This is a genomic window from Nitrospinota bacterium, from assembly GCA_029881495.1.
Lineage (GTDB): Bacteria > Nitrospinota_A > UBA7883 > JACRGQ01 > JACRGQ01 > JAOUMJ01.
Map to the genome: position 1 here is coordinate 25444 of JAOUMJ010000022.1, position 19407 is coordinate 44850.

Consider the following 19407-nt stretch of genomic DNA (forward strand, 5'->3'; position numbering starts at 1 on the left):
AAAATCGTATTGTCAGCAAACCAATAATGACCGACTGAACGGGTGGCAAGTGGTATATTAGCTTATGATAGTAACAGGGCAATCCAAAAATAACGCGTTTTTAAACATTCAACCGGAATAAAACATTGTGAAAAAAAAGAGTGCTATAAAACTGATCTTCATTGTAATTTTTATTTCCGCGATTATTTTTATTTTCAGGTATTTCAATCTGCATGAACACCTTACTCTTCAGAAACTTCATAATCTGGTCGATTCATTCGGTATTTTCGGACCGCTCGCTTTCGTCCTGTTGTACGCTGTCGCCTCTACCTTTGGCCTCCCCGGCACCATTTTCACCATCGCGGGTGGGATAATCTTCGGTAAATGGCTCGGCACTGCCTTGAACATTACCGGGGCAACGCTGGGGGCATGCGCGGCCTTTGCCATCGGACGTTTTGCCGCTCGCGATGTAATGGCTCAAAAATTCAGGGGACAAAAATGGTTCGATAAACTTGAAAAAGGGATAGCGGAAGACGGACTGAACTATATGCTGTTCGTCCGGCTCGTCCCGGTATTCCCCTACAACGGCCTCAACTACGGAGCGTCGCTAACCGGCATATCCTTCAAAAACTATTTAATAGGGACATTTTTCGGGATGATGCCAGCCTCGTTTATTTTCACCAACGCCGCCGCCGAAATAGGAGAATCAATAGAGGAGGGCTTCACGCTCACGGCGGGGATGATCACATCGCTTGTACTGCTCGGCATTCTTGCACTTGTTCCGATTGCCGTAAAGAAGTACAAGGTGTACAAAAAAAATCTCCCGGACTGAAAAGCAGTCAGGTCAAAATATATCCGGTCAACATTTTCCTTTTCGTGACTGACCTGGCTAGGACAAATTTCAGCAGTGTTCCAGACACTCCATTCCTGTCTGCCACTGTTTGACATATTTAATAGATTCTCTAAAGTACACTGACTCAACTAACTTTTGTCGACTTGAATACCGAGCGATAAGACACTTAAAATCGTAACGCTGCACCAAGAGCGAAGGTCTCATTTGTATCAGCGAAGGTAATACCTTCCATTTTTATCGTCCCAGGATAAATTGAATATCTCCCTTCCATAAAAAGATCCACCCTCGCTGAGTGGTTATAGCCAAACCTGGCTACCAGCTCTTTTATGATGTAGTCATTGAAAATACCGTCACCCAAAGAAGTTGAGTTTTCCTGCAGAACCTGGCGCGTCCAGTATGCACCCTGCAGTGTAATACTTGTCTTGTCGCTAAAAGAGTATATCCCTCCGAATAGCCACTTGGTTTCGTTTTTAATCTCACCCCCAGGGTTGGTGAAAGCGTCCATACTGTATACAAGCGCGGCATTGTCAGCCACTCTCCACTTTCCTTCAAATCCACCCTTTGCGGAAACTCCTTCTGTCGACGAACCGAGCATCACCGCTATTAACGCTAATTCATGCTTACCGTTCAGAAACAAGAACCTGTCTTTTAATCCGAAAGAATATATTTCAAAAGTATCGGTAATCCCGTAACGGATGTTAAATTTTGAATAGTCCGAGTAATACTCCCGCGGCGTGTAATTCCATGCGCCGCTTATCTCCACCACAGACTTCGGCAACGTAAGCGGCCTCTCTACCTCGTTGGTCGGATACTCGAAATCCAGCGCGAACGATATGGCCGGAAACATAACCAAAATGCACGCGTGAACGATCAGCCTTGTATACCACATACAGTTTGCCCCTTTATAAGTTGCGATTATCCGAATGGCACGACATGCAAGACAATGATGAACTGTAAATAAATAATAACCGAAGCTGAAGAGAGAGGAAACTATTTAAAATAGCAAGCCGGAAGAAGTCTCCCGGATATGTTGAGGCGGGACGTTACCCGTTTAGTATCTTCATCGCAGTCTCGACATCTTCCTTGCTGCCGATATAGAGCGGAACCCTCTGGTGAAGGTCGGTCGGTTTCATGTCGAGTATTCGGTTCTTCCCGTCGGTCGCCAGCCCACCGGCATTCTCCGCCACGAACGCCAGCGGGTTCGCCTCGTATAGGAGCCTCAGCTTCCCCGTGCTTTTCGACGGCTCCTTGAAATCTATCGGGTACATGAATATCCCGCCGTAGAGGAGGTTGCGGTGAAAATCGGACACAAGCGATCCTATGTACCTGCTTGAATAGGGGCGCCCGGTCTTCTTATCCTTATCCTTGAAATAGTTGATGACATCTTTTGTCTTTTCATCCCAGTAGGGGGTATTACCCTCGTTTACGCTGTAGATCTTCCCCTTCTGCGGCGTCTTTATATTCGGATGCGAAAGGATGAATTCTCCCACGTTTGGATCGAGCGTAAAGCCATGCACGCCGTTGCCGTTACCAGTAGTTATTACCAGCATCGTTGAAGAGCCGTATATCGTATATCCCCCCGCGACCATTTTATGCCCCGGCTGAAGGAAGTCCTCGGTATCGTAATCGGTGCCATCGGAGATCTTTTTATAGATGCCGAAGATCGTTCCGATACTTACATTAGCGTCGATGTTGGATGAACCATCCAGCGGGTCGTACACAAGGGCGTACTTCCCTTTCGGATACTGCTTCGGGATCTCGAGGATGTCGGCGTTTTCCTCCGACGCCATGCCGCAGAGGTAGCCTGTATGATCCATCGCCCTGAAGATTGTGTTGTTGGCAAACACATCAAGCTTCTGCTGTTCTTCATCCTGTATGTTATTGGTACCCGCCGCCCCAAGGACATTCAGGAGACCAGCCTTGTTTACTTCGTACGAGATGAGCTTCATGGCGACGATCAGCTCCATGAGCATCGACGAGAAATCGCCGGAAGCTGTAGGATGTTTCCTCTGCTCATCCATGATGAGCCTCGTTACGGTCGTACCGAGTTTTCTAAACTCATGGGCCATCAGATAGCCTGCTCCCCTCTCTCTCCGGTTCTTATTCTTACAGCTTCCTCGACAGGTATTACAAATATCTTTCCGTCGCCGATGGAACCTGTCCTCGCAGATTCGGATATCAGGTCTATAACCTTTTCCGCGATCGAATCGTCTAGCACTATCTCCAGCTTTATCTTCGGAATAAAATCGATGTGGTACTCCGCCCCTCGATATATCTCCTTGTGCCCTCGCTGACGCCCGAAACCCCTTACCTCGGTAATGGTCATGCCGGTTACGCCGATGTCGTTCAGCTTTTCCTTCACTTCATCCAGTTTATGGGGCTTTATAATCGCTTCAATTTTCTTCATAAAATCCGCAAACCTCCAACATTGTCCTCGGGATATGCCCCTGTCTTCTGCATAGCCGCTCAGGCGCCTATCGCTTCTTCACCCTGCAACAATCTTATTCTATCGTTGATTTTACCAGAGTGTATACAGCAATCCCATAGGCAAGAGCATTAAAAACAGCTATCAGCCAGTCGGTCGGACGAGAGGGGAGGCCGAATCCGTCAGGAATATACATGCCCGTAATATCCTGTAGCCCCTCCCCCTTTGGAAGGATAACGACGGAGCCTGCATAATAAAAAGAGCGTATAGCCGCCAATAATGCGGAGACCATTACCTACCCGACCATCAGGAACAGGACATCTCCGCTTTCGCTCAGCCGTTGAAACTCAGTTTCCAAAGCCCTCAGGGAAGGTAGTTATTGACCGGACAATATCAAAATTGAACCGCGACCGACATCATCAGGACATCGTCACCCTCCATATCATCCGTTTCGACGATAATCGCCTTCTTCGGCGAGCCTTCAACAAGTCGCGCAAAGGCTGGATTATTGTTCATCGTGTAAAGAACCGCAAAGGATGAATCCTTTCGGAAATCCCTTTTCCAGCCGATGACCACCCGCTCCCGGGCAACCTGACGGAGATCCTCCGCCGCCATCGTGTCAGGATCGTAATACTCGTACATTATCGTCATCAGCGTCCGCTCCGAAAGGCCGATGCAGAGTTCGGCAAAGGAAGAAACAGCCTTTGGAAAGTTCTCGGGGTTTAGCGTCACAGCCGACCCGTATTGAAATTCATCGACAAGACGGTTTAGATCGTCCTCGGCAACGGACAGATTATTGAAATAGCCATCATGGTGAGCCGCCTGGAGTTTTAGTGTGGCTATCGAATAACCGAACTCCATGTCGATCCCATAATGGTTGTTCCTCTCCTTTATCGGCGTCGTATATCGGTTGCCTGCGTATGCGCTTATGGCATAGCGCCATCGCACCCCGCCGGGAGAGTTCTGCACCATCGGATTGGGGTAGTTTGTAATATACAAGGTCTCGGGATAGATAGGCTCCCCGCTGCCGGAACCCCCCGCAAGCATCAATGCAACCGACTTCGCGCTGTTCGCGTCGGTCCCCGTGGTCCCCTCTCCGTTCACAACCGCCAGCGAAAGATCAATATGAGAAAATCTGGAATCGAGCCTTATGCCGTAATCCCACTCCCTTGTGCGCGTCATCGAGACCGGCCTGTTCCTCTCCTCCAGCGCGAACGTGTCGAAATGCCCAAACGGCACTTTCACCACGCCGAATTTTATCGCCGTATTCCGGGAGAGAAAGCGGTCAAACTCCATGTAGGTATCCTCTATGCTCCCTTCGCGCTTTTTCAATGCGTCATAGGCGCGGGAGTGGTCGTTAACCGTAGGCCGAAATTCGCCGCCAAACCTGGCGATAGTGTCTTCGCTAATCCTGTGGATATAATCGAGTTTCGCAGATGTATAAAAACTTGCCTCGGAGCCTGTCCATCCGATCCTGTGGTCCTGGAAAAAGGCAAAACCGATCACACCGTGTAAACCAGGCTCTCTCTCCTCAATCGCGAACGAAGCGGCAGGAAAGAGAAAACCGAATATAAATGCGCATGTTAAAAAACTTCTCATGGTTTACCTTCAATTATGTCGAACACCTCTTCCGCCCCTATCTCCTGCATACAGCGGAAATCGATGGGGCACTCACGTTTATAGCATGGGGCGCACTCAACGCTCTTGTTTATTATCCTTACGTTGCCGGAGAGCGGCGCCGTGCGAACCGGATCGGTGGAGCCGAAAAGCGCAAGCACCTTCGCCCCGACTGCCGCGGCAAGATGAAGCGGACCTGAATCGTTTGCCACTATCCATTCGCATGATCTCATCACGGCGGCCATCTCCCCTATCGTTGTCCTTCCGGTCAGGTCGATTATCGCGCCGTTTTCCGGAGAGACGGTCTTCGCGAACTCGACGAGCTCGGTCGCCTGTACCCTTTCCGCCTTTGTCCCGAAGAGAACAACAACCCTTTTCGTCCTGCTGCGTATCAGGCCGATCAGCTCCTTTAGCTTCTCCTCCGGCCAGCATTTTGCGGGGCCGAACCTGGCTCCTAGGGGAATACCGACCGCCCCATTCAAGTCCCCAAGGGAGGCGGCAAAGTCGCGCTCAACTTCATATAGAGGAAATTCTATCTCTTTTGAAAAGCCCGATTTGCCGAAAACCTTCAGAAGGTTCAGATAATAGTCGGTCATATGGAGCGTCTTGTCCGGCGGCATCCTGTGCGTAAGCAGGAGAGAGCGGAAATTTCCGCTATACCCGGCCCTGAGCGGCGCGCCTGTTCTATAGCCGTTCCAGGCGGAGCGGAACGAATTCGTAAAAAGGATGATCTTGCCGACACCGCTCAAGGAGAGCCCCCAGTGTATTCTCGCTTCGGATGTGCGGTTAAAAGTGACCACATCCCTTACGAAAGGAAACCGCCCGAAAATATCCTCAAGCCCCTCGCGGGCAAGGATCGTTATTGAACCGACTCCGTTGATCGATGGGTCCCCGAAAATACCGGCAAGAGCCTTTATCGCGGGGAGAGCCATGATAGCGTCGCCGAGCCAGTTCGGGGATCTTACAGCGACCTCTATTTTCACTTCATATTTTGCCATCTAGTTTCGCCTATATGACCGAGGAGAGGTCGGCTCCATACCCGGATTCGATGAAACGCTTTTCAAGAGCTTCGCACTCCTTCACTATCTTTTCCGTAGGTACTATCGACCACTTCCTGTGGAGCCAGAACCAGACGCCGGGGTGTTTTTTGATGAACTCGCTCTGGAGATCGGAAACGATTGTAGAAAGGTTAAAGACATCGACGCTCGTCTCTCCCGTAGGCTCATATGAAATGGCTGGTAAGAAACTGACTTTATGGGTGTTATCAAGCTGGGGGACGGAAAACATAGGGACTATAGCCGCGCCGGTGCGGAGGGATATCACCGCAGGCGCCTTTACTGTCGCCGACCAGCGGCCCAAAAACCGTATCCATACCTCGTTAAAGGAAGCTTTCTGATCGACAGTCACGGAGACGATCTTCCCTTCGCGTATACGAGCGAGCATCTCTCTTAATGCGCGCTCCTTTTTTATAACCTTCATGCCGGAGCCTGTCCGTATCGCATCCATCTTCCTGTCGAGGAAGAAATTGTCGACCTCCCTTATAACCCAGTGGACGGGATAGCCTTTCACGGCGAGCGCACCGTTTATCAGCTCAGCATTGTAGTAGTGCATCGTCGGGATGATAACCCCCTTCCCCTTGGCAAGAGCGGCATCGAGATGTTCAAGCCCTTCAAACGTGACGAACTCGTTTACATTTTCCTGGTTAAGCGCCCCTATCTTGCAGAACTCGGCGTAAACCCTTCCGAGATTCAGATATACATCTAGGCCGATCTTTTCAAACTCATCGTCGCTCTTTCCAGGGAACACGGGCCTAAGGTTTTCCCGCATGATCCCCCTTCTCCTTTTAGTAATGGGCCAGAGAAGAAGAGCTATGCTCTTCCATAGCGCATAACCAAAACTTCTCGGCGAGATCCTCGTGAACTCAAAAATGGCCCAGACCGGAATATATAGAAGCAATTCTATTACTATGTTCTTCTTTTTTTTCATTTTTCGCCGGCCAACCCGGCAAAATTCTCCAGTATCTTCAGACCTTCAGCCTGACTCTTTTCCGGGTGAAACTGGGTTGCGAAGATATTCCCCTTCTCGACGGCTGAAACGAAATTAAAACCGTAGTCGGTCGTCGCGATGGAGACATCCTCCTCAGGGTCGACGTAATATGAATGAACGAAATAGAAGTAGGTTCCGTCATGTATCCCTTCCAGAAGACGGCTGTCCCTGGATATATCGACGGAATTCCATCCCATGTGCGGGACCTTCATCTCGTCGGCTGGGAACTTGCGCACCTTCCCCTTTATGAGGCCGAGTCCCTTGCAGTTGCCGAACTCGACGCTCTCTTCAAAAAGGAGTTGAAGGCCGAGACATATTCCGAGAAACGGCTTTCCGCTTTCGATGAACGACTTTATCGGAGTGATGAGCCCGTATTTCTCAAGATTCTCCATGCAGACGGTGAAGGCGCCAACGCCTGGGAGCACGACGCCGGAGGCTGATTCGATTACGGAGATGTCGCGGGTAATTATCGCTTCGGCGCCTACCTTTTCAAAGCCTTTCTGAACGCTCCGAAGGTTTCCCATTTCATAATCAACAATGGCGATCATCAGCTTACGAATCCCTGGCTATAAATCTGTTATTAGAGACTGCCTTTTGTGGAAATTACACCCTTGGCCCTCGGTTCGCGGGAAGTCGCGATATCGAGAGCTTTTGCCAAAGCCTTGAAAACGGTTTCAGCCATATGGTGAAGGTTTGTTCCATACTCGACCTGTACATGGAGCGTCAGCCCTGCGTTGTTGCTGAACGCGTGGAGGAATTCCTCTATCAGCTCGGCGTCGAAATCGCCAATCTTACCCTTGAGCCCGTTCCCCTTGAACACCATGAACGGACGACCGGAAAAATCTACTGTCACCGACGAAAGCGCCTCATTGAGAGGTACGACCGCGTGGCCAAAACGCTTTATTTCGCGCTTTTCGCCTAGAGCCTTCGTGAACGCCTGGCCGAGAGTTATTCCGCAATCTTCCACCGTGTGGTGAAAGTCCACTTCGGTATCGCCGGTTGCCTTCAATTCGATATCGAAAAAACCGTGATGAGCAAGCTGGTTCAGCATATGATCGAAAAACGGTATCGTCGTGCTGATGTCGGCCTTGCCACTGCCGTCGATCTTGAGGCTTGCGGTTATATCCGTCTCCTTGGTTTTCCGCTCTATGCTGGCACTTCCCATAATTAAGATATGATATCTCTTTTTATCACTATAAAGAAGGTAAAATCCCCAAGCGAGTCTGAAACTTTTTTACAGGGGAAACTATTCTCTTCATCTCACCGCATTTGTCAGAGAAGGAATTCCACAGTATCGTTTGAGCCTTTTCCAGTAACCTTCATCGAAGGGAGACCCTCTTTACTCCACTTATCCAGGTTTGATCCCGACAGGCGAAGCGATATCATCCTGTCCCCCTCCAGCACGCGGCTCTTTCCCCCTTTTACAAAAATAATAATATGTGCGGACGGAGAGCGAGGAAGCATCGTTTCATCAATCCCCAAGTCCCTTAGCCCCTTTTCCCAGTAATCTGTCAAAGTATTTTTACCCGGTGCCTTTCGCGAGAGGTATGCATGCTCCCCTTTTTTCATATTTTCCATCTTGTCGAGAAGCGCCTTACTGCCGGCGAACATCTCGTTGTCATCCTTGAAACATTCACCTTTGAACCCTCCCCCCTGTTCAAAGACGGCGACATAACCCCCTTTAACGGTTTCAGGGCAGACGACATACTCCTCATTCCACCTGATTTTCGCCAGCGCGTCTCTTGTAGTGGTGTTATACCCCCCTTTGTATGTTGCATACCGTTTGAGCGGCGAACTCTCCAGCTCAATGGCGTTTTGTATTCTGGAGCCGTGGAGGAGTTCATCGGCTGGATGAAAAAGGAAAATGCCGGCCTGACCAGCCAGCGCGGAAAGATCTCCATACGAGAGATTTTTCAACTCATCGAGAAGCTCCATGCCTAGAGCCTCCTTCAATTTTATTTTGCGGCCTGATAGCCCCTTTTCCAAAAGACCGGGCCAGGCATCACGAGACTTGAGCGACTGCATGTATACCGGAAACGCGATTTCATGCCTCCCCGCATAAACGGCGTTTCGCGCCAGCTCCATCCGTAAGGCAAACCCGACCTTTCCGCATATGGGACAATCACCCGTTATCTCCCCTTCCAGCGTCTCTTTCGGCTGTACCTTGAAGATGGAGGATACATTTAAAAGGGAGATATAATGCTCCACTGCGGCACTGAAATTGCCGGTGTCATACGCGGTCTGAATCAGTCCTTCCAGCGCGTCTATTCTTACGGGATCTTTTCTGTTTGCCTCCAGATACGCTTTATAGGCCTTATCGTTGTCACCGGCCAGCTTATACCACCGCCCCATATCGAGGTTCGAGGTGAAAAGTGATTGGTTCAATTTTCTTCCAAACATCGCCCTGTCGATATATCTTGCGGGGAGGTCCCCTGCATTGATCCCTCTTCTATTTATCTCCTCCACAGCGGCATAGGGATGCAGAAGGAGCGCCCTCTCATGTAATTCATACCTTGCGTGCAAATCTTCTATCTTTTCAGCCTGCGCCAGGTACCACAGTGAAAGCTCCCTGTTCGATACAGTAACTGTGAATTCGGGTATAACCTCATCCTTTTTTGTCTGCGCACCGGAGATCTGTGCAATATACTTAATATCCCATTCGAGGTACCAGTTGTCGTTTACCTTTATCCAGTACTCTTCGTCCGGCAGTTCAAGGGTGGCACCATCACCGAGGGCGAACATCTGGATATCGGTTTTGGAAGATACCTTCGCGCGGCTCTTGTCATCCGAAAGTGAAATACTTTCTATGCGAAATGAAACATATCGGGGTATGTATTCCTTTTTAAATGGATCATCGCTTGCGACCTCCCCTTTTCCGCCGTGATCTGCGCCGTTTTTCTGAACACTTGCCACGCCGGCTCCGAGATGCGGCTGTGCGACAAAATCATTCAAGGATATCTTTGCTCGAATTTCGGGGGAGAACATACCGTATATCCCCTTCCAGTCGCTCTTCATTTTTGCTTCGTAAAGAGCTGTCTGCCGCGCGGTCAGCGTGAGAACGTTCTTCCTGTCATGTTTGCCGACCCTTGCCGTGCCAGACTCCGTTGGAGCAAGCAACATAATCGTTGACAGGAAAAAGATTATTGCGCCTTTCAAATATGCTTCCTCCAAATCTGGTAATAGGCTACCCGGCCCGCGTAGCTGTAATTATCTGCAATCCAATTTACGAAAAGCGGCGCATAGACATTGAGTTTACGCTCCTCGTTGTTGTCGATAGCGAGATCCACAAGGACTATGAGATTCGGTTTGTCCTCATCAAGCGCTTTCACAAGCTCCCTTTCCTCACTTTTATCTTTTAGCGTACCAGGAAGGAGCCAGTCATATCCCGACGGGTTGTCCCTGTCGGCAAGGTAATAGATCAGCGGATTCAAAGGAACCGAAAATATCTTGTCACCAGGTCTGGTTTCTGTGTCTATCCAGTCAACAAGAGCGTTTACAATGGCGACATCGTTTTTAGGCGCATAGATGCCGGCAGCCCGTCCCTTTTGCATTCTGGTCTCGTTTGACTGAACCGCCCCAATGGAACCAGCATAAAAACCGTTTGCGAGATTAAGATCGGCCATATACAGAAAGAAAACGACGACGATGCCAGATAGCGCAAAAGCCCTTCCATTTGCAGGTTTGATCCTGTCAACAAGGATATTGGCGACAATAGGCGCCGCTATGAAAAAGAGCGGCAGGCATCGAATGAGATTATCGAAGCCCGCGCGGCCTATTACTACCCCAAGCGCGGCAAACTGAAGATAGCCGAGGAGGAGATATCTTTCGCTCATTCGTGTGTTTTTCCGATATGAAACAATACCGAGATATACCAGGAATGCCGATGTGAATATCGGGAGATAGAAAAGGAGATTTTCAAGGAAGGCGAAAAGGCCGAATTCTCTCCCCTGATACCCTTCGAACAAAGATGGAAAAGAATTTCCCCAGATACCGACCTCTACTGACATCCGCTGAAAAAGGTATGAGCCGTATTTTACGGCAATCATGGTGAGTAACGCCGCGCCTGAGACAACCGTTATCCAAAATTCATTTTTCCCGTCTTCAAATCTTTTCCAAAGGACAAATGAATACGCGGGCAAAAGGATGAAAAAGACCTCAACCTTGAAAAGATATACAGAAATTAGCCCTGCTATGAGCCAGGGGTAATTACTTTTGGACTCCAGAAATTTAAGCAAGGCGAACGCATTCAGCAAAAACACGAAGCCGTAAAACCGCTGATAATAGACAGCCGGCGCTGAAACCGACAGGAGAACCGCCGCAACAAGAAATCCGCCGGAGATGAAACGCCTGGCGATATGGTACGTGAGGAAAGGCAACAATGCGGTAAGAAAAGCAAACGCGTACCGTACATTTATCATCTCCATTCCGAATAAACGGTATACGGCTTCGACAATTATGTATCTCCCCTCCGGATACCCCATAAAATCGGTCATCACTTTCTGGCCATTCATGTAGCGTATCGCCCCGTAATAAAGGGCGCCTTCGTCCCAAAGGTTAAGTCCGTACCTGCAAAAGGAGATGAAATAAATGGATGAAAAAAGAAAAACCAAAAGTCCGACAGCGCCCGGCCCAGATTTCAGCATCCGGCCCACCTCACTTTCAGTTGATAACGAGTTTCCCAGCCTCTTTGGCGGAATCTGAAGCCGGCGCAAGAGTTAATGCGGACTTGAACTCAGCGTTGGCCCCTTTTTTGTCACCCTTGCCGAGCAGAACCTTCCCTTTTAAAAGATGGAGGTCGGCAAGACCTTCTTTCTCGGTTTTCTGGATGATCGCGAATGCTTTTTCAATATGACCTAGCGAGGCTTCGAAATCTTTTTTCGCGTAGGCAAGTTTCCCAAGATAGTAGTAAAATCCCTTTTGATCCTTAGGTGAAATCACAAGGCCGTCCAGCAGTGTTGAAATTGCATAGTCCAGCTCCTTGTTCGCTTCCAGGCAGAGCTCGGCAATATCGACGCGTGCCACGGAAAATTCCGGATTCAATTCAATCGCCCTTCTAAAGGAGTGAATGGAATTCGGAAAATCCTTCTTCTTCTGGTAGAACTTTCCTATCCAGTAGTGAGTGAATGAGATTCCCGGATCGAGAGCGAGAGCATTATCGAGGTGTTTCTTCGCTTCGTCTATTTTCCCCGTCAACATGTACATCTGCCCGAGGCTCAGATGCACATAGGCGTATTTGTCATTCAGTTCCAGCGACTTCAAATAATATTTTTCTGCCTCTTCCCACCTGTTCTGTTCATCGGCCCATCTTCCGAGGTAGTTATAGGCGATGGCGGATTTTGGATTAATCGAAAGAGCCTTATCAAGAGCCTGCTTGGCCCGGGCGTATGCGCGGACATTGACATTGTTAATGCCAAGATTTTCCCACGCCCGTTCGGAACCGGATTCCAGTTCGACCCATTTCTCGGAATATCTTATGACGTCATCGCTCCTGTTCATCTCCGTACAGACCTGGATCAAGATTATTACGCTATCAACATAATCCGGTTTCAATTCGAGAGATTTTTCAAAATGCGACGAAGCTTCAGGAAGATTTCCCTGGTGGAAATTGACTACCCCCCTCCAATGTTCCCTTACATGCTCCAGCTCTTTTGGAAATTCAGATCCGGTCGCTTCGATAGCGGCAAAGGCCTCGGGATATCTCCCCGCAGTCCCTAGAATTTCCGCCTTCAGGAAATAGGCGCCCCAGTTTTGCGGGTATGCCTTAATGGCGTTATCAGTTTCATTTACCGCCTTATCGTAGCTCCCGGCAGTGAGGTATTCGTTGGCTATCTGCAAATAGATCTCTGAATCCGATTTTCTCTGTTCCTCGGAAGCCGTACATGAAGCAAGAAAAAGAATGAAAAAAAGGAATGCGGTTTTTGAAATATTCATATTAGGGTATGAATATACAAAAAACCCCCGGCTTTCACAAGCCGGGGGTTTTTATCTGTGATTTTCTATCAGCTAAACTTTAGGTCTTACCACCTGAAGTTAAAACCTGAATTGTTCGTCATGTTGAAAATTGATGTATAGCCAACGACCGAACCGGCGCCGGAAATCAATACAGAACCGCGCTCGGTACCGCCACTTGTTGTTGCGGCATCAAATACTGTACCTGCCAAGTTGCCGACAGTTGCTGTTGTGAAGTTCCACCCTTCATTGGACTGCAACACCCTTGTGGTTGAACCCATAGAAGTCTTATCCAGTTTGAAAAAGGTTACTGTTGCTGTTACAGCAGTTCCGCTTTGGTTAAGAGCGTTGATAACTGTGATCCAAGCTGTGGTGTTACCTGTACCACCACCATACCAGAAGCCTCTGTCAGCAGAAGCTGTTCCCGCAGTCATCATGACCGCAACAACGAGAGCAAAAAGTGTTTTTCTCATTTGAGAATCCTCCTCAAATCCTATTAAGTTAATAATTATCGAACTGTTTAAATTTCTTATCCCAGGGTAAAGGATACTATGGAACGTCGACCAGGTATTCACCAGTCTTCAAAAAGCACCTCCTTCCGCACAAATTTTATTATACTCAAAATATCCAACTTTTTTCATTTACCATCTTTTCGGTAGCTCTTTTCAAATACATGAGCGTTTTTATCGAAAAACGGTAATAACACCTCTTTTTTCGCTATTTTTTCACGTCCGGCCTGAAGGCCATCATGTCAAATAACAAATCGCAGTTTGAGATATCCATGGTTCTTTTATCGTCTAAAACAGCTGAAACTTTAGTTGACCTCGACAAATATTTCTTCACTCTTTTCACCTCAAATCTTTACTATTCATCCACAGTAGGTGCACATTTCGTTCCTAAATGTATGGAGCAGTAACGTATTTTGAGACACAAGGTGTATCTACTGAATAAACATATCGTTAGAGTTCAAGATCTATTTTGGGATGTAGTATCAGGAAAATGATTACCGCCCTTTCGCTGTATAATAAAGTATACACTAGGAATATTTTACCTACCAGTATAAACATGACTGGACACATGAACACCCGGCGAAATTATCCGTAAATCAGTACGCGCCAGTGTATACATTCGCCAAGTTGGCTTCATAATTACAACTTACTGGATAAGTGACGATTGGCTCTTGAAAAGAGCTATCGGCTGGTACATACTTACCGCTTGCAAAATGGTGGGCGTAGCTCAGTTGGTAGAGCTCTGGATTGTGGCTCCAGCGGTCGTGGGTTCAAGTCCCATCGCTCACCCCATAAAATGCACTTTCTTTCATGCGCCGGTAAAAGCGAGTTTGCATAAAAATAGCCGGTCGATTATACTTTCAAGGGATGATAACGTAATAAATAGTTTTTCAACGTAAAACAAATGAGGTAGTTAATGTCAGATCTTGATCCAAATTTAAGAGTTCTAATCGTTGACGATTTTGCTACTATGCGAAAAATTGAGCGGAACATACTTGGACAACTCGGAATAAAGAATGTCGATGAAGCCGATGATGGTTCGACTGCACTGCCAAAACTGCTGAACAATCCTTACGATGTAGTACTGCTTGACTGGAACATGCCCACCATGACCGGTCTTGAACTGCTACAGGCGATAAGGGCCGAGGACAACTTGAAAGATCTCCCTGTTTTGATGGTTACGGCTGAAGCGCTAAAAGATAATATTGTCGCCGCCGCTCAGGCAGGAGTAAATGACTACATCGTGAAGCCGTTCACTGCGGGAACCCTTGAAGAGAAACTGAAAAAGGTACTGAAGACATAACCGATTCTCAAGGTGAATTTTGATTCCTTCACCGGTTGAGGGAGAAATTTAGCCGCAGATATCAAGAAACCGTTACAGGGCAGAGAAATTCAGCTGTGCGGCTTACTCCATATCCTCAATCTCTTTTTTAAGAATTTTCGCCTCGACAAAATCATTTTTCAATTCCAGCGCCTTGTTAATATTGCCAAGCGCCTCATCTTTTCTACCCCATTCCTTGTAGGCACGGGACATATTGAAATAGAGCGCTTCGTCGGTAGAGTCTATCTCAAGTGCTTTTCGGTAGTTCCTGAGAGCCTCATCAAACATCTCGTTTTTCCTCAGCTCAATGCCGAGTTCGTTGAACAGGTCCAAGTTCTTTCTGTCAAAAAGATCGGTGCTCTCAGCCATTGCGTCGAAATGTTTTTTTGCTTCATCGGTCTCGCCCAACGCCATGTGCGCCTTGCCTTTACCCAGGTGAGCCTCAAGATTTTTATCGTCCTCCTTTAGAACTTTGCCGAACTCAAATGTTGCCGCATGGTATTCCTTCTTCTGGAGGTGTTCCTGAGCAACTTTTATCTGTTTGGAAACCTTTTCAGCCTTTTTCTGCTCTGCCGTTTTTTTCTTGAACTGACACTCATGCTTTGCGCAATCGCCGAATTTTTCCAGGAAATCGGCCTTATTTACTGTCAATGCCACAAACTTCGTATGCGTGCCGTCCGGCTTGAGGAAAAACAGCTCTACATCACCTTTGCTATTCTCCTTCGCGTAGTAATGCAATGCGTGAGATGAACTGGCGGCCGTGCCCGCTGAACCAAGCGTAAGCGGTTTTTGTTCGTAAAAGATCCCTTCGATCACCTTCGTCCCTCCAGTGATATAACTGGTAAATAAAGCCGTGCAAGATAACTGCTATGGCGCGAAACCACTTACAAAGTCTCTTCAGCACTTCCTGGCGCTGTCGGTTCTGCCGCCTCCGGCGCTACTCCAGTATTAGCAAGCGGTGTAGCGGCGGCCGGGCTGTTTTTTACCTTTGCTTCCCTGAACTTCTTAAGCTGTGACAGGAACCACGCATTACCAGGATTCAGTTTCATGGCGCGCAAAACATTTTCGATAGCCTTATCGTACTCCCCTTTTCGGAAATAGATTTCCGCAAGCGTGTCAATGTAGTCGGGAAGATTTGAATCATACTTCATAGAATCGATCGATCTTTTTTCAGCAATATCAAGATCCTTCATTTCCATCGCCAGCGCCCAGGCGAGGCGGTTGAGTGCCGGAGTAAAATCGGGATCCAATTCAAGGATCTTGTTGCAGTAATAAATGGACCTGCTCCATTCCCCCAGCTTGCTGTATGTCGTTGCAAGCCCGTGGTAGGCACGTATATTGTCAGGCTCCTGGGCAAGAGCAAGATTAAAGAACTCTATAGCTTTATCCGTTAAACCTTCGGTCAGGTGTTCATAGCCGGTATTGTTCATCTCTTCCACGTGTTTGCTGTCGAGCCTTCCAAGCCTTCTGAATTCTAGCGCCGCCTGCTTTTCATAGCCGAATTTGTAATAAAGATTTGCCAGGGCAAGACGGGCATCCTTGTTGTCTGAATCAATTCTCAGCAGATCCTTAAAAGTTTCAGAGGCCTCCCTGAGTTTTCCAACCTTTCTTTGCAACTGGCCGATTATCATCAAATCCTCGGATTTCGGTGGATCGGAAACGACCAATTCCTGATAGATCTCAAGAGCTTTTTCAAGCTGGTCATTTTCCTTATGCAGGGAAAAGAGTTTATGTGCCGCTTTCTTGTTATTGGGACTTGCGCTTACAATTATCTTCTGTATCTTTATCTGGCCTTTAATATTTCCGGAAGATTTATAGAAATCGGCTAGCTTCTCTGATATCTCCTTTTCATCAGGCTTTTTCTGCAGATATTCCTCATAGAACGGGACAGCCTCATTAAATCTCCCGGATCTGTCAAGGGAGATTGCGAGTTCCTTTTTGAGCTGAAAACCGCTTCCGATAAGGTCGTTTACACGCAAGAATAGCACTGCTGCCTTTTCATACTCTTCCGCTTCGTACCATGATTTGGCAAGAGATAGAAGCTTTTCTGAATCATCACCTACGCTGTACTGGTAGATCATCCTTGAAACAAAATTATCCCTGAATTCCTTCTTGGAATAATCCACGAACCAGAAACCTAATATGCCTAATGTAAAGATCAGGAACAGAACCGCGAGCGGGCCCTTGAAACTTTTTACAGAATACGCAACTCCGCTACTCTCCCATGGAGCGGTCTCTTCATATTCACCTTTTCTGTTGCCGTTCTCAATATAGAGCAGTGCGGGCTCTATCTCCTTTTTGCCGTTGCCTGAAACCTTTTTCATAGTTTTCGGGGGCTTGTCGGGCATCTGGCAATTACCTTTGAATACCGCGCCCTCTTCTGATTGGAAAACAGGCGTATCAATATTCCCGGTCAAATGGCTCTCGTTGAATATGGAGATCTTCTCCGCAGCCTTGACATCCCCTATCACCTCACCCATGTTGAAAAGAGTACCGGCAAAGACCTTCGCCTCAACCTTCCCTCTGTTCCCAACAATCAAGGTGTCATCGGTCCTTATCTCCCCCTGGAAGATTCCATCGAACCTGAGTGCGCCTTTGAATTTCAAGACGCCATTCATCTTTACTCCAGCGCCGAAATATGAATTCAGCTCTTCGTGCATAATCCCTCCACCTGTATACAGGCTATGAAAACAAGTATTTAGATAGAATATCCTTCAAAGTGGGTCAAGTCAAGCGTGACATATTCCGCAATGACATGGACTGAAACCTTCATTTACATTTTTCATTCGCGTGGTTCTATTCGTAACTCCAATATAAACGATATACCGCAGAATTAAAAAAATAGTTATCGCCTGACGTCCTTCAGAAAATATCCACCCAAGGGGAGTTTACCGCTTTTTTCCACTACGATTCTCTCGGAAGCGCTAAATAAGCCTATCAATGAAACGGCAAACAGAAGGATATAGGCGTATTTCCAGCTAAAAATTATCGTATCTCGAAACCTTGTCACCAACCCGGCAACACCGAGGGAAACCACCATAAAATAATAGGGGAGTATCGGATACGACATCCGGCAGAGAGCATAAAATGAGATCGCGACAAAAAATACAATACCGAATACGAAAATAGGCAACCACCTGAGAAATATGGTCTCACCCTCCCCCTTTTCCCTGAATATAAGCAAAAAGCCGTATAAAAATAACGGAAGGGTGACATACAGGGACCACTTTGCGTCCGGGATAAATGAATCAGCCATATTTGGAACGCGTCCGGTAACCCCGGCAGGGAAATTATTCAGAAAGAATCCATTGGAAAGTCCGTTCAGAAAAACACCTGCCTTGAACGGTATCAGTTTCAGCTCTTTGGCAGGATTTTCCATTATATATTTGAACCCGAGACGATACCCGTCCCTAATCATTGCGAGATGCCTTTCGTCCGTCGGGTCAAGACTGGCTACATAGCCGTCTTTCAGTTCGAGACTGTAACCCTCATATTCAACAACCGGCGAGTATGTCCCGTTGGCGTTTACATGGTGCCCCTCCAGGAAATTGAACGGGCCGTTTAGCGCCGTTGGAACAAAAACCGGCAGGGAGGCATTTTTATATGAGGCGTTCAATTCAGTCATAAAGGAATAATTCCTTGCCACCCAAGGGGCGACTATGAGCAAAAATCCTGCGATGGCCGTCAGCGCAACAACCCCCTTTTTCGCGGGACTCCACCCCCTGCGCAATAGACCGAAAAGAAAAAAGATGAATAGTACCAGTATATATTCAGAACGTGTGAGGCACGCAGAAGCGGACGCAATCCCGAATAAAAATGATATCGCCAGTTGATTTATCCTGACGAAGGTGGGCTCTTTCATTAATATCACGTACAGGGCCACTGCAATGCTTAAAGTAAAAAAGTACACATTCTCAATGTTCAGACCGCCGGAGATAAAGATCAGCGCGAATGATGCTGAGCATAGAATCGATGTGATAACGGCTACACCCCTGCCATAGAGTATCCGCGCGGTCAAGTATACGGCAGGAACAGACAACGCCCCCAGCATCGCGTACATTATTTTGATGCTGAAGTAGTCAAAACCGAAAATACGGATAAAAAATACCAGTGTCCATGCGGTGAACGGCGGGACAAAAGGTATGTTAGTCCCCTTACCTTCAAGGAAATTCCTAGCAAGGAACACGAAAAAATCGGCGTCCGAAAAGTGAAAGACCGATCCCGCCTCCTGCCTCATCCCAAGGTGCCTCGTCACGTCGTCAATAATCCACCCCGTCGACGATATGTGCATATACCTCATCACAAAGGAAAATATGGCAATGAGAATTATGAAGAGGGTTTCACTTCTTTCCCAAACGGTCCCGCTATTGTCTTCCGGCAAAGCGCCTCCGTATCCCGATAATGCCGTCTTTTGCATTCCACCCGCTGTGAAATATGGGTGCCAATGATCTATTCTTTCCGCCGGTTCTCAATACGTCGCCGCCTGCAATCTCTGCTTGAAAAGTTCGAGCGCTTCCTCGCCGTAAAGGCAGAAAACAACTTCCTTTATTCCGCTCCCCTGCTCAAGATAGGCAACGGTCGTCTTTATCATTATCTCCGCGCACCTGTTCAGCGGAAATCCGAATATCCCTGTGCTGATGGCGGGAAAGGCGATCGACCTTAGGCCGTTCTCGTCAGCGGCCTTCAGCGAATTGATCGTCGCGTTTCG

The 19407-nt window shown here is 47.8% G+C and carries 19 protein-coding genes and 1 tRNA gene; 3 read left to right on the forward strand and 17 right to left on the reverse strand.

Translation table 11 applies throughout. The annotated features are described in order from the left end of the window. The first annotated feature begins 127 nt into the window (after window positions 1–127). Complete coding sequence (locus OEY64_09835; GenBank protein MDH5543251.1) at window positions 128–811, forward strand: TVP38/TMEM64 family protein; 684 nt, start codon at window positions 128–130, stop codon at window positions 809–811. 187 nt (window positions 812–998) lie between these two features. Here the strand turns inward: OEY64_09835 and OEY64_09840 are convergent, their stop codons facing one another. The 13 genes from OEY64_09840 to OEY64_09900 all read right to left on the reverse strand — a co-directional run bounded on the left by OEY64_09840 (window position 999) and on the right by OEY64_09900 (window position 13342). Continuing rightward, window positions 999–1679 (reverse strand): hypothetical protein, encoded by a 681-nt coding sequence (locus OEY64_09840; protein ID MDH5543252.1) that lies wholly within the window; start codon window positions 1677–1679, stop codon window positions 999–1001. A 196-nt stretch (window positions 1680–1875) separates the two neighbouring features. Further along, a complete protein-coding gene (gene fbp, locus OEY64_09845; GenBank protein ID MDH5543253.1) occupies window positions 1876–2901 on the reverse strand; it encodes a class 1 fructose-bisphosphatase in 1026 nt (341 codons plus the stop codon). Further along, entirely contained in the window at window positions 2901–3239 is a 339-nt protein-coding gene (locus OEY64_09850) for a P-II family nitrogen regulator (GenBank protein ID MDH5543254.1), read from the reverse strand. Before OEY64_09850 ends, fbp begins: the two co-directional genes overlap by 1 nt. Before the next feature lie 94 nt (window positions 3240–3333). Next, the gene (locus OEY64_09855; GenBank protein MDH5543255.1) at window positions 3334–3549 is read right to left on the reverse strand and encodes a hypothetical protein; all 216 of its coding nucleotides are present in this window, start codon (window positions 3547–3549) and stop codon (window positions 3334–3336) included. Window positions 3550–3650: 101 nt separating this feature from the next. After that, on the reverse strand, window positions 3651–4856 hold the full coding sequence (locus OEY64_09860; protein MDH5543256.1) for a hypothetical protein: 1206 nt from the start codon (window positions 4854–4856) through the stop codon (window positions 3651–3653). Continuing rightward, complete coding sequence (waaF, locus tag OEY64_09865; GenBank protein MDH5543257.1) at window positions 4853–5872, reverse strand: lipopolysaccharide heptosyltransferase II; 1020 nt, start codon at window positions 5870–5872, stop codon at window positions 4853–4855. Before waaF ends, OEY64_09860 begins: the two co-directional genes overlap by 4 nt. 10 nt (window positions 5873–5882) lie before the next feature. After that, window positions 5883–6860 carry a lysophospholipid acyltransferase family protein gene (locus OEY64_09870; GenBank protein MDH5543258.1) on the reverse strand — a complete coding sequence of 326 codons (978 nt, stop codon included), beginning with the start codon at window positions 6858–6860 and terminating at the stop codon, window positions 5883–5885. After that, window positions 6857–7468 carry an imidazole glycerol phosphate synthase subunit HisH gene (gene hisH / locus OEY64_09875; GenBank protein ID MDH5543259.1) on the reverse strand — a complete coding sequence of 204 codons (612 nt, stop codon included), beginning with the start codon at window positions 7466–7468 and terminating at the stop codon, window positions 6857–6859. Before hisH ends, OEY64_09870 begins: the two co-directional genes overlap by 4 nt. Before the next feature lie 32 nt (window positions 7469–7500). After that, on the reverse strand, window positions 7501–8088 hold the full coding sequence (hisB, locus tag OEY64_09880) for an imidazoleglycerol-phosphate dehydratase HisB (protein ID MDH5543260.1): 588 nt from the start codon (window positions 8086–8088) through the stop codon (window positions 7501–7503). A 104-nt stretch (window positions 8089–8192) separates the two neighbouring features. Beyond that, on the reverse strand, window positions 8193–10076 hold the full coding sequence (locus OEY64_09885) for a hypothetical protein (GenBank protein MDH5543261.1): 1884 nt from the start codon (window positions 10074–10076) through the stop codon (window positions 8193–8195). Beyond that, the gene (locus tag OEY64_09890; GenBank protein MDH5543262.1) at window positions 10073–11563 is read right to left on the reverse strand and encodes a hypothetical protein; all 1491 of its coding nucleotides are present in this window, start codon (window positions 11561–11563) and stop codon (window positions 10073–10075) included. Before OEY64_09890 ends, OEY64_09885 begins: the two co-directional genes overlap by 4 nt. A 16-nt stretch (window positions 11564–11579) precedes the next feature. Continuing rightward, entirely contained in the window at window positions 11580–12851 is a 1272-nt protein-coding gene (locus OEY64_09895) for a tetratricopeptide repeat protein (protein MDH5543263.1), read from the reverse strand. Window positions 12852–12937: 86 nt separating this feature from the next. Continuing rightward, window positions 12938–13342, reverse strand: coding sequence for a hypothetical protein (locus tag OEY64_09900; protein ID MDH5543264.1), 405 nt, complete (start codon window positions 13340–13342; stop codon window positions 12938–12940). 752 nt (window positions 13343–14094) lie between these two features. Here OEY64_09900 and OEY64_09905 point away from each other — a divergent pair. Together OEY64_09905 and OEY64_09910 are read left to right on the forward strand one after the other, a co-directional pair. Further along, window positions 14095–14170 (forward strand) — tRNA-His (locus OEY64_09905). A 124-nt stretch (window positions 14171–14294) separates the two neighbouring features. Beyond that, window positions 14295–14681 carry a response regulator gene (locus tag OEY64_09910; protein ID MDH5543265.1) on the forward strand — a complete coding sequence of 129 codons (387 nt, stop codon included), beginning with the start codon at window positions 14295–14297 and terminating at the stop codon, window positions 14679–14681. Window positions 14682–14783: 102 nt separating this feature from the next. Here OEY64_09910 and OEY64_09915 read toward each other — a convergent pair whose 3' ends face one another. The 4 genes from OEY64_09915 to OEY64_09930 all read right to left on the reverse strand — a co-directional run. Then, a complete protein-coding gene (locus OEY64_09915; protein ID MDH5543266.1) occupies window positions 14784–15515 on the reverse strand; it encodes a tetratricopeptide repeat protein in 732 nt (243 codons plus the stop codon). A gap of 68 nt (window positions 15516–15583) precedes the next feature. Continuing rightward, a complete protein-coding gene (locus OEY64_09920; protein MDH5543267.1) occupies window positions 15584–17359 on the reverse strand; it encodes a tetratricopeptide repeat protein in 1776 nt (591 codons plus the stop codon). A gap of 185 nt (window positions 17360–17544) precedes the next feature. Further along, entirely contained in the window at window positions 17545–19116 is a 1572-nt protein-coding gene (locus tag OEY64_09925) for a glycosyltransferase family 39 protein (GenBank protein ID MDH5543268.1), read from the reverse strand. Window positions 19117–19167: 51 nt separating this feature from the next. Next, window positions 19168–19407: macro domain-containing protein (locus tag OEY64_09930; protein ID MDH5543269.1), on the reverse strand; the 240-nt coding region annotated here is incomplete at its 5' end.

Bases quoted from the DNA above. Each gene is read 5' to 3' on its own strand.
- OEY64_09895 (MDH5543263.1), bottom strand. From the start codon at position 12,851: ATGAATATTTCAAAAACCGCATTCCTTTTTTTCATTCTTTTTCTTGCT.
- waaF (MDH5543257.1), bottom strand. From the start codon at position 5,872: ATGGCAAAATATGAAGTGAAAATAGAGGTCGCTGTAAGATCCCCGAAC.
- OEY64_09925 (MDH5543268.1), bottom strand. From the start codon at position 19,116: ATGCAAAAGACGGCATTATCGGGATACGGAGGCGCTTTGCCGGAAGAC.
- OEY64_09870 (MDH5543258.1), bottom strand. From the start codon at position 6,860: ATGAAAAAAAAGAAGAACATAGTAATAGAATTGCTTCTATATATTCCG.
- hisH (MDH5543259.1), bottom strand. From the start codon at position 7,468: ATGATCGCCATTGTTGATTATGAAATGGGAAACCTTCGGAGCGTTCAG.
- OEY64_09840 (MDH5543252.1), bottom strand. From the start codon at position 1,679: ATGTTTCCGGCCATATCGTTCGCGCTGGATTTCGAGTATCCGACCAAC.
- OEY64_09890 (MDH5543262.1), bottom strand. From the start codon at position 11,563: ATGCTGAAATCTGGGCCGGGCGCTGTCGGACTTTTGGTTTTTCTTTTT.
- OEY64_09860 (MDH5543256.1), bottom strand. From the start codon at position 4,856: ATGAGAAGTTTTTTAACATGCGCATTTATATTCGGTTTTCTCTTTCCT.
- OEY64_09900 (MDH5543264.1), bottom strand. From the start codon at position 13,342: ATGAGAAAAACACTTTTTGCTCTCGTTGTTGCGGTCATGATGACTGCG.
- OEY64_09920 (MDH5543267.1), bottom strand. From the start codon at position 17,359: ATGCACGAAGAGCTGAATTCATATTTCGGCGCTGGAGTAAAGATGAAT.
- OEY64_09855 (MDH5543255.1), bottom strand. From the start codon at position 3,549: ATGGTCTCCGCATTATTGGCGGCTATACGCTCTTTTTATTATGCAGGC.
- OEY64_09850 (MDH5543254.1), bottom strand. From the start codon at position 3,239: ATGAAGAAAATTGAAGCGATTATAAAGCCCCATAAACTGGATGAAGTG.
- fbp (MDH5543253.1), bottom strand. From the start codon at position 2,901: ATGGCCCATGAGTTTAGAAAACTCGGTACGACCGTAACGAGGCTCATC.
- OEY64_09910 (MDH5543265.1), top strand. From the start codon at position 14,295: ATGTCAGATCTTGATCCAAATTTAAGAGTTCTAATCGTTGACGATTTT.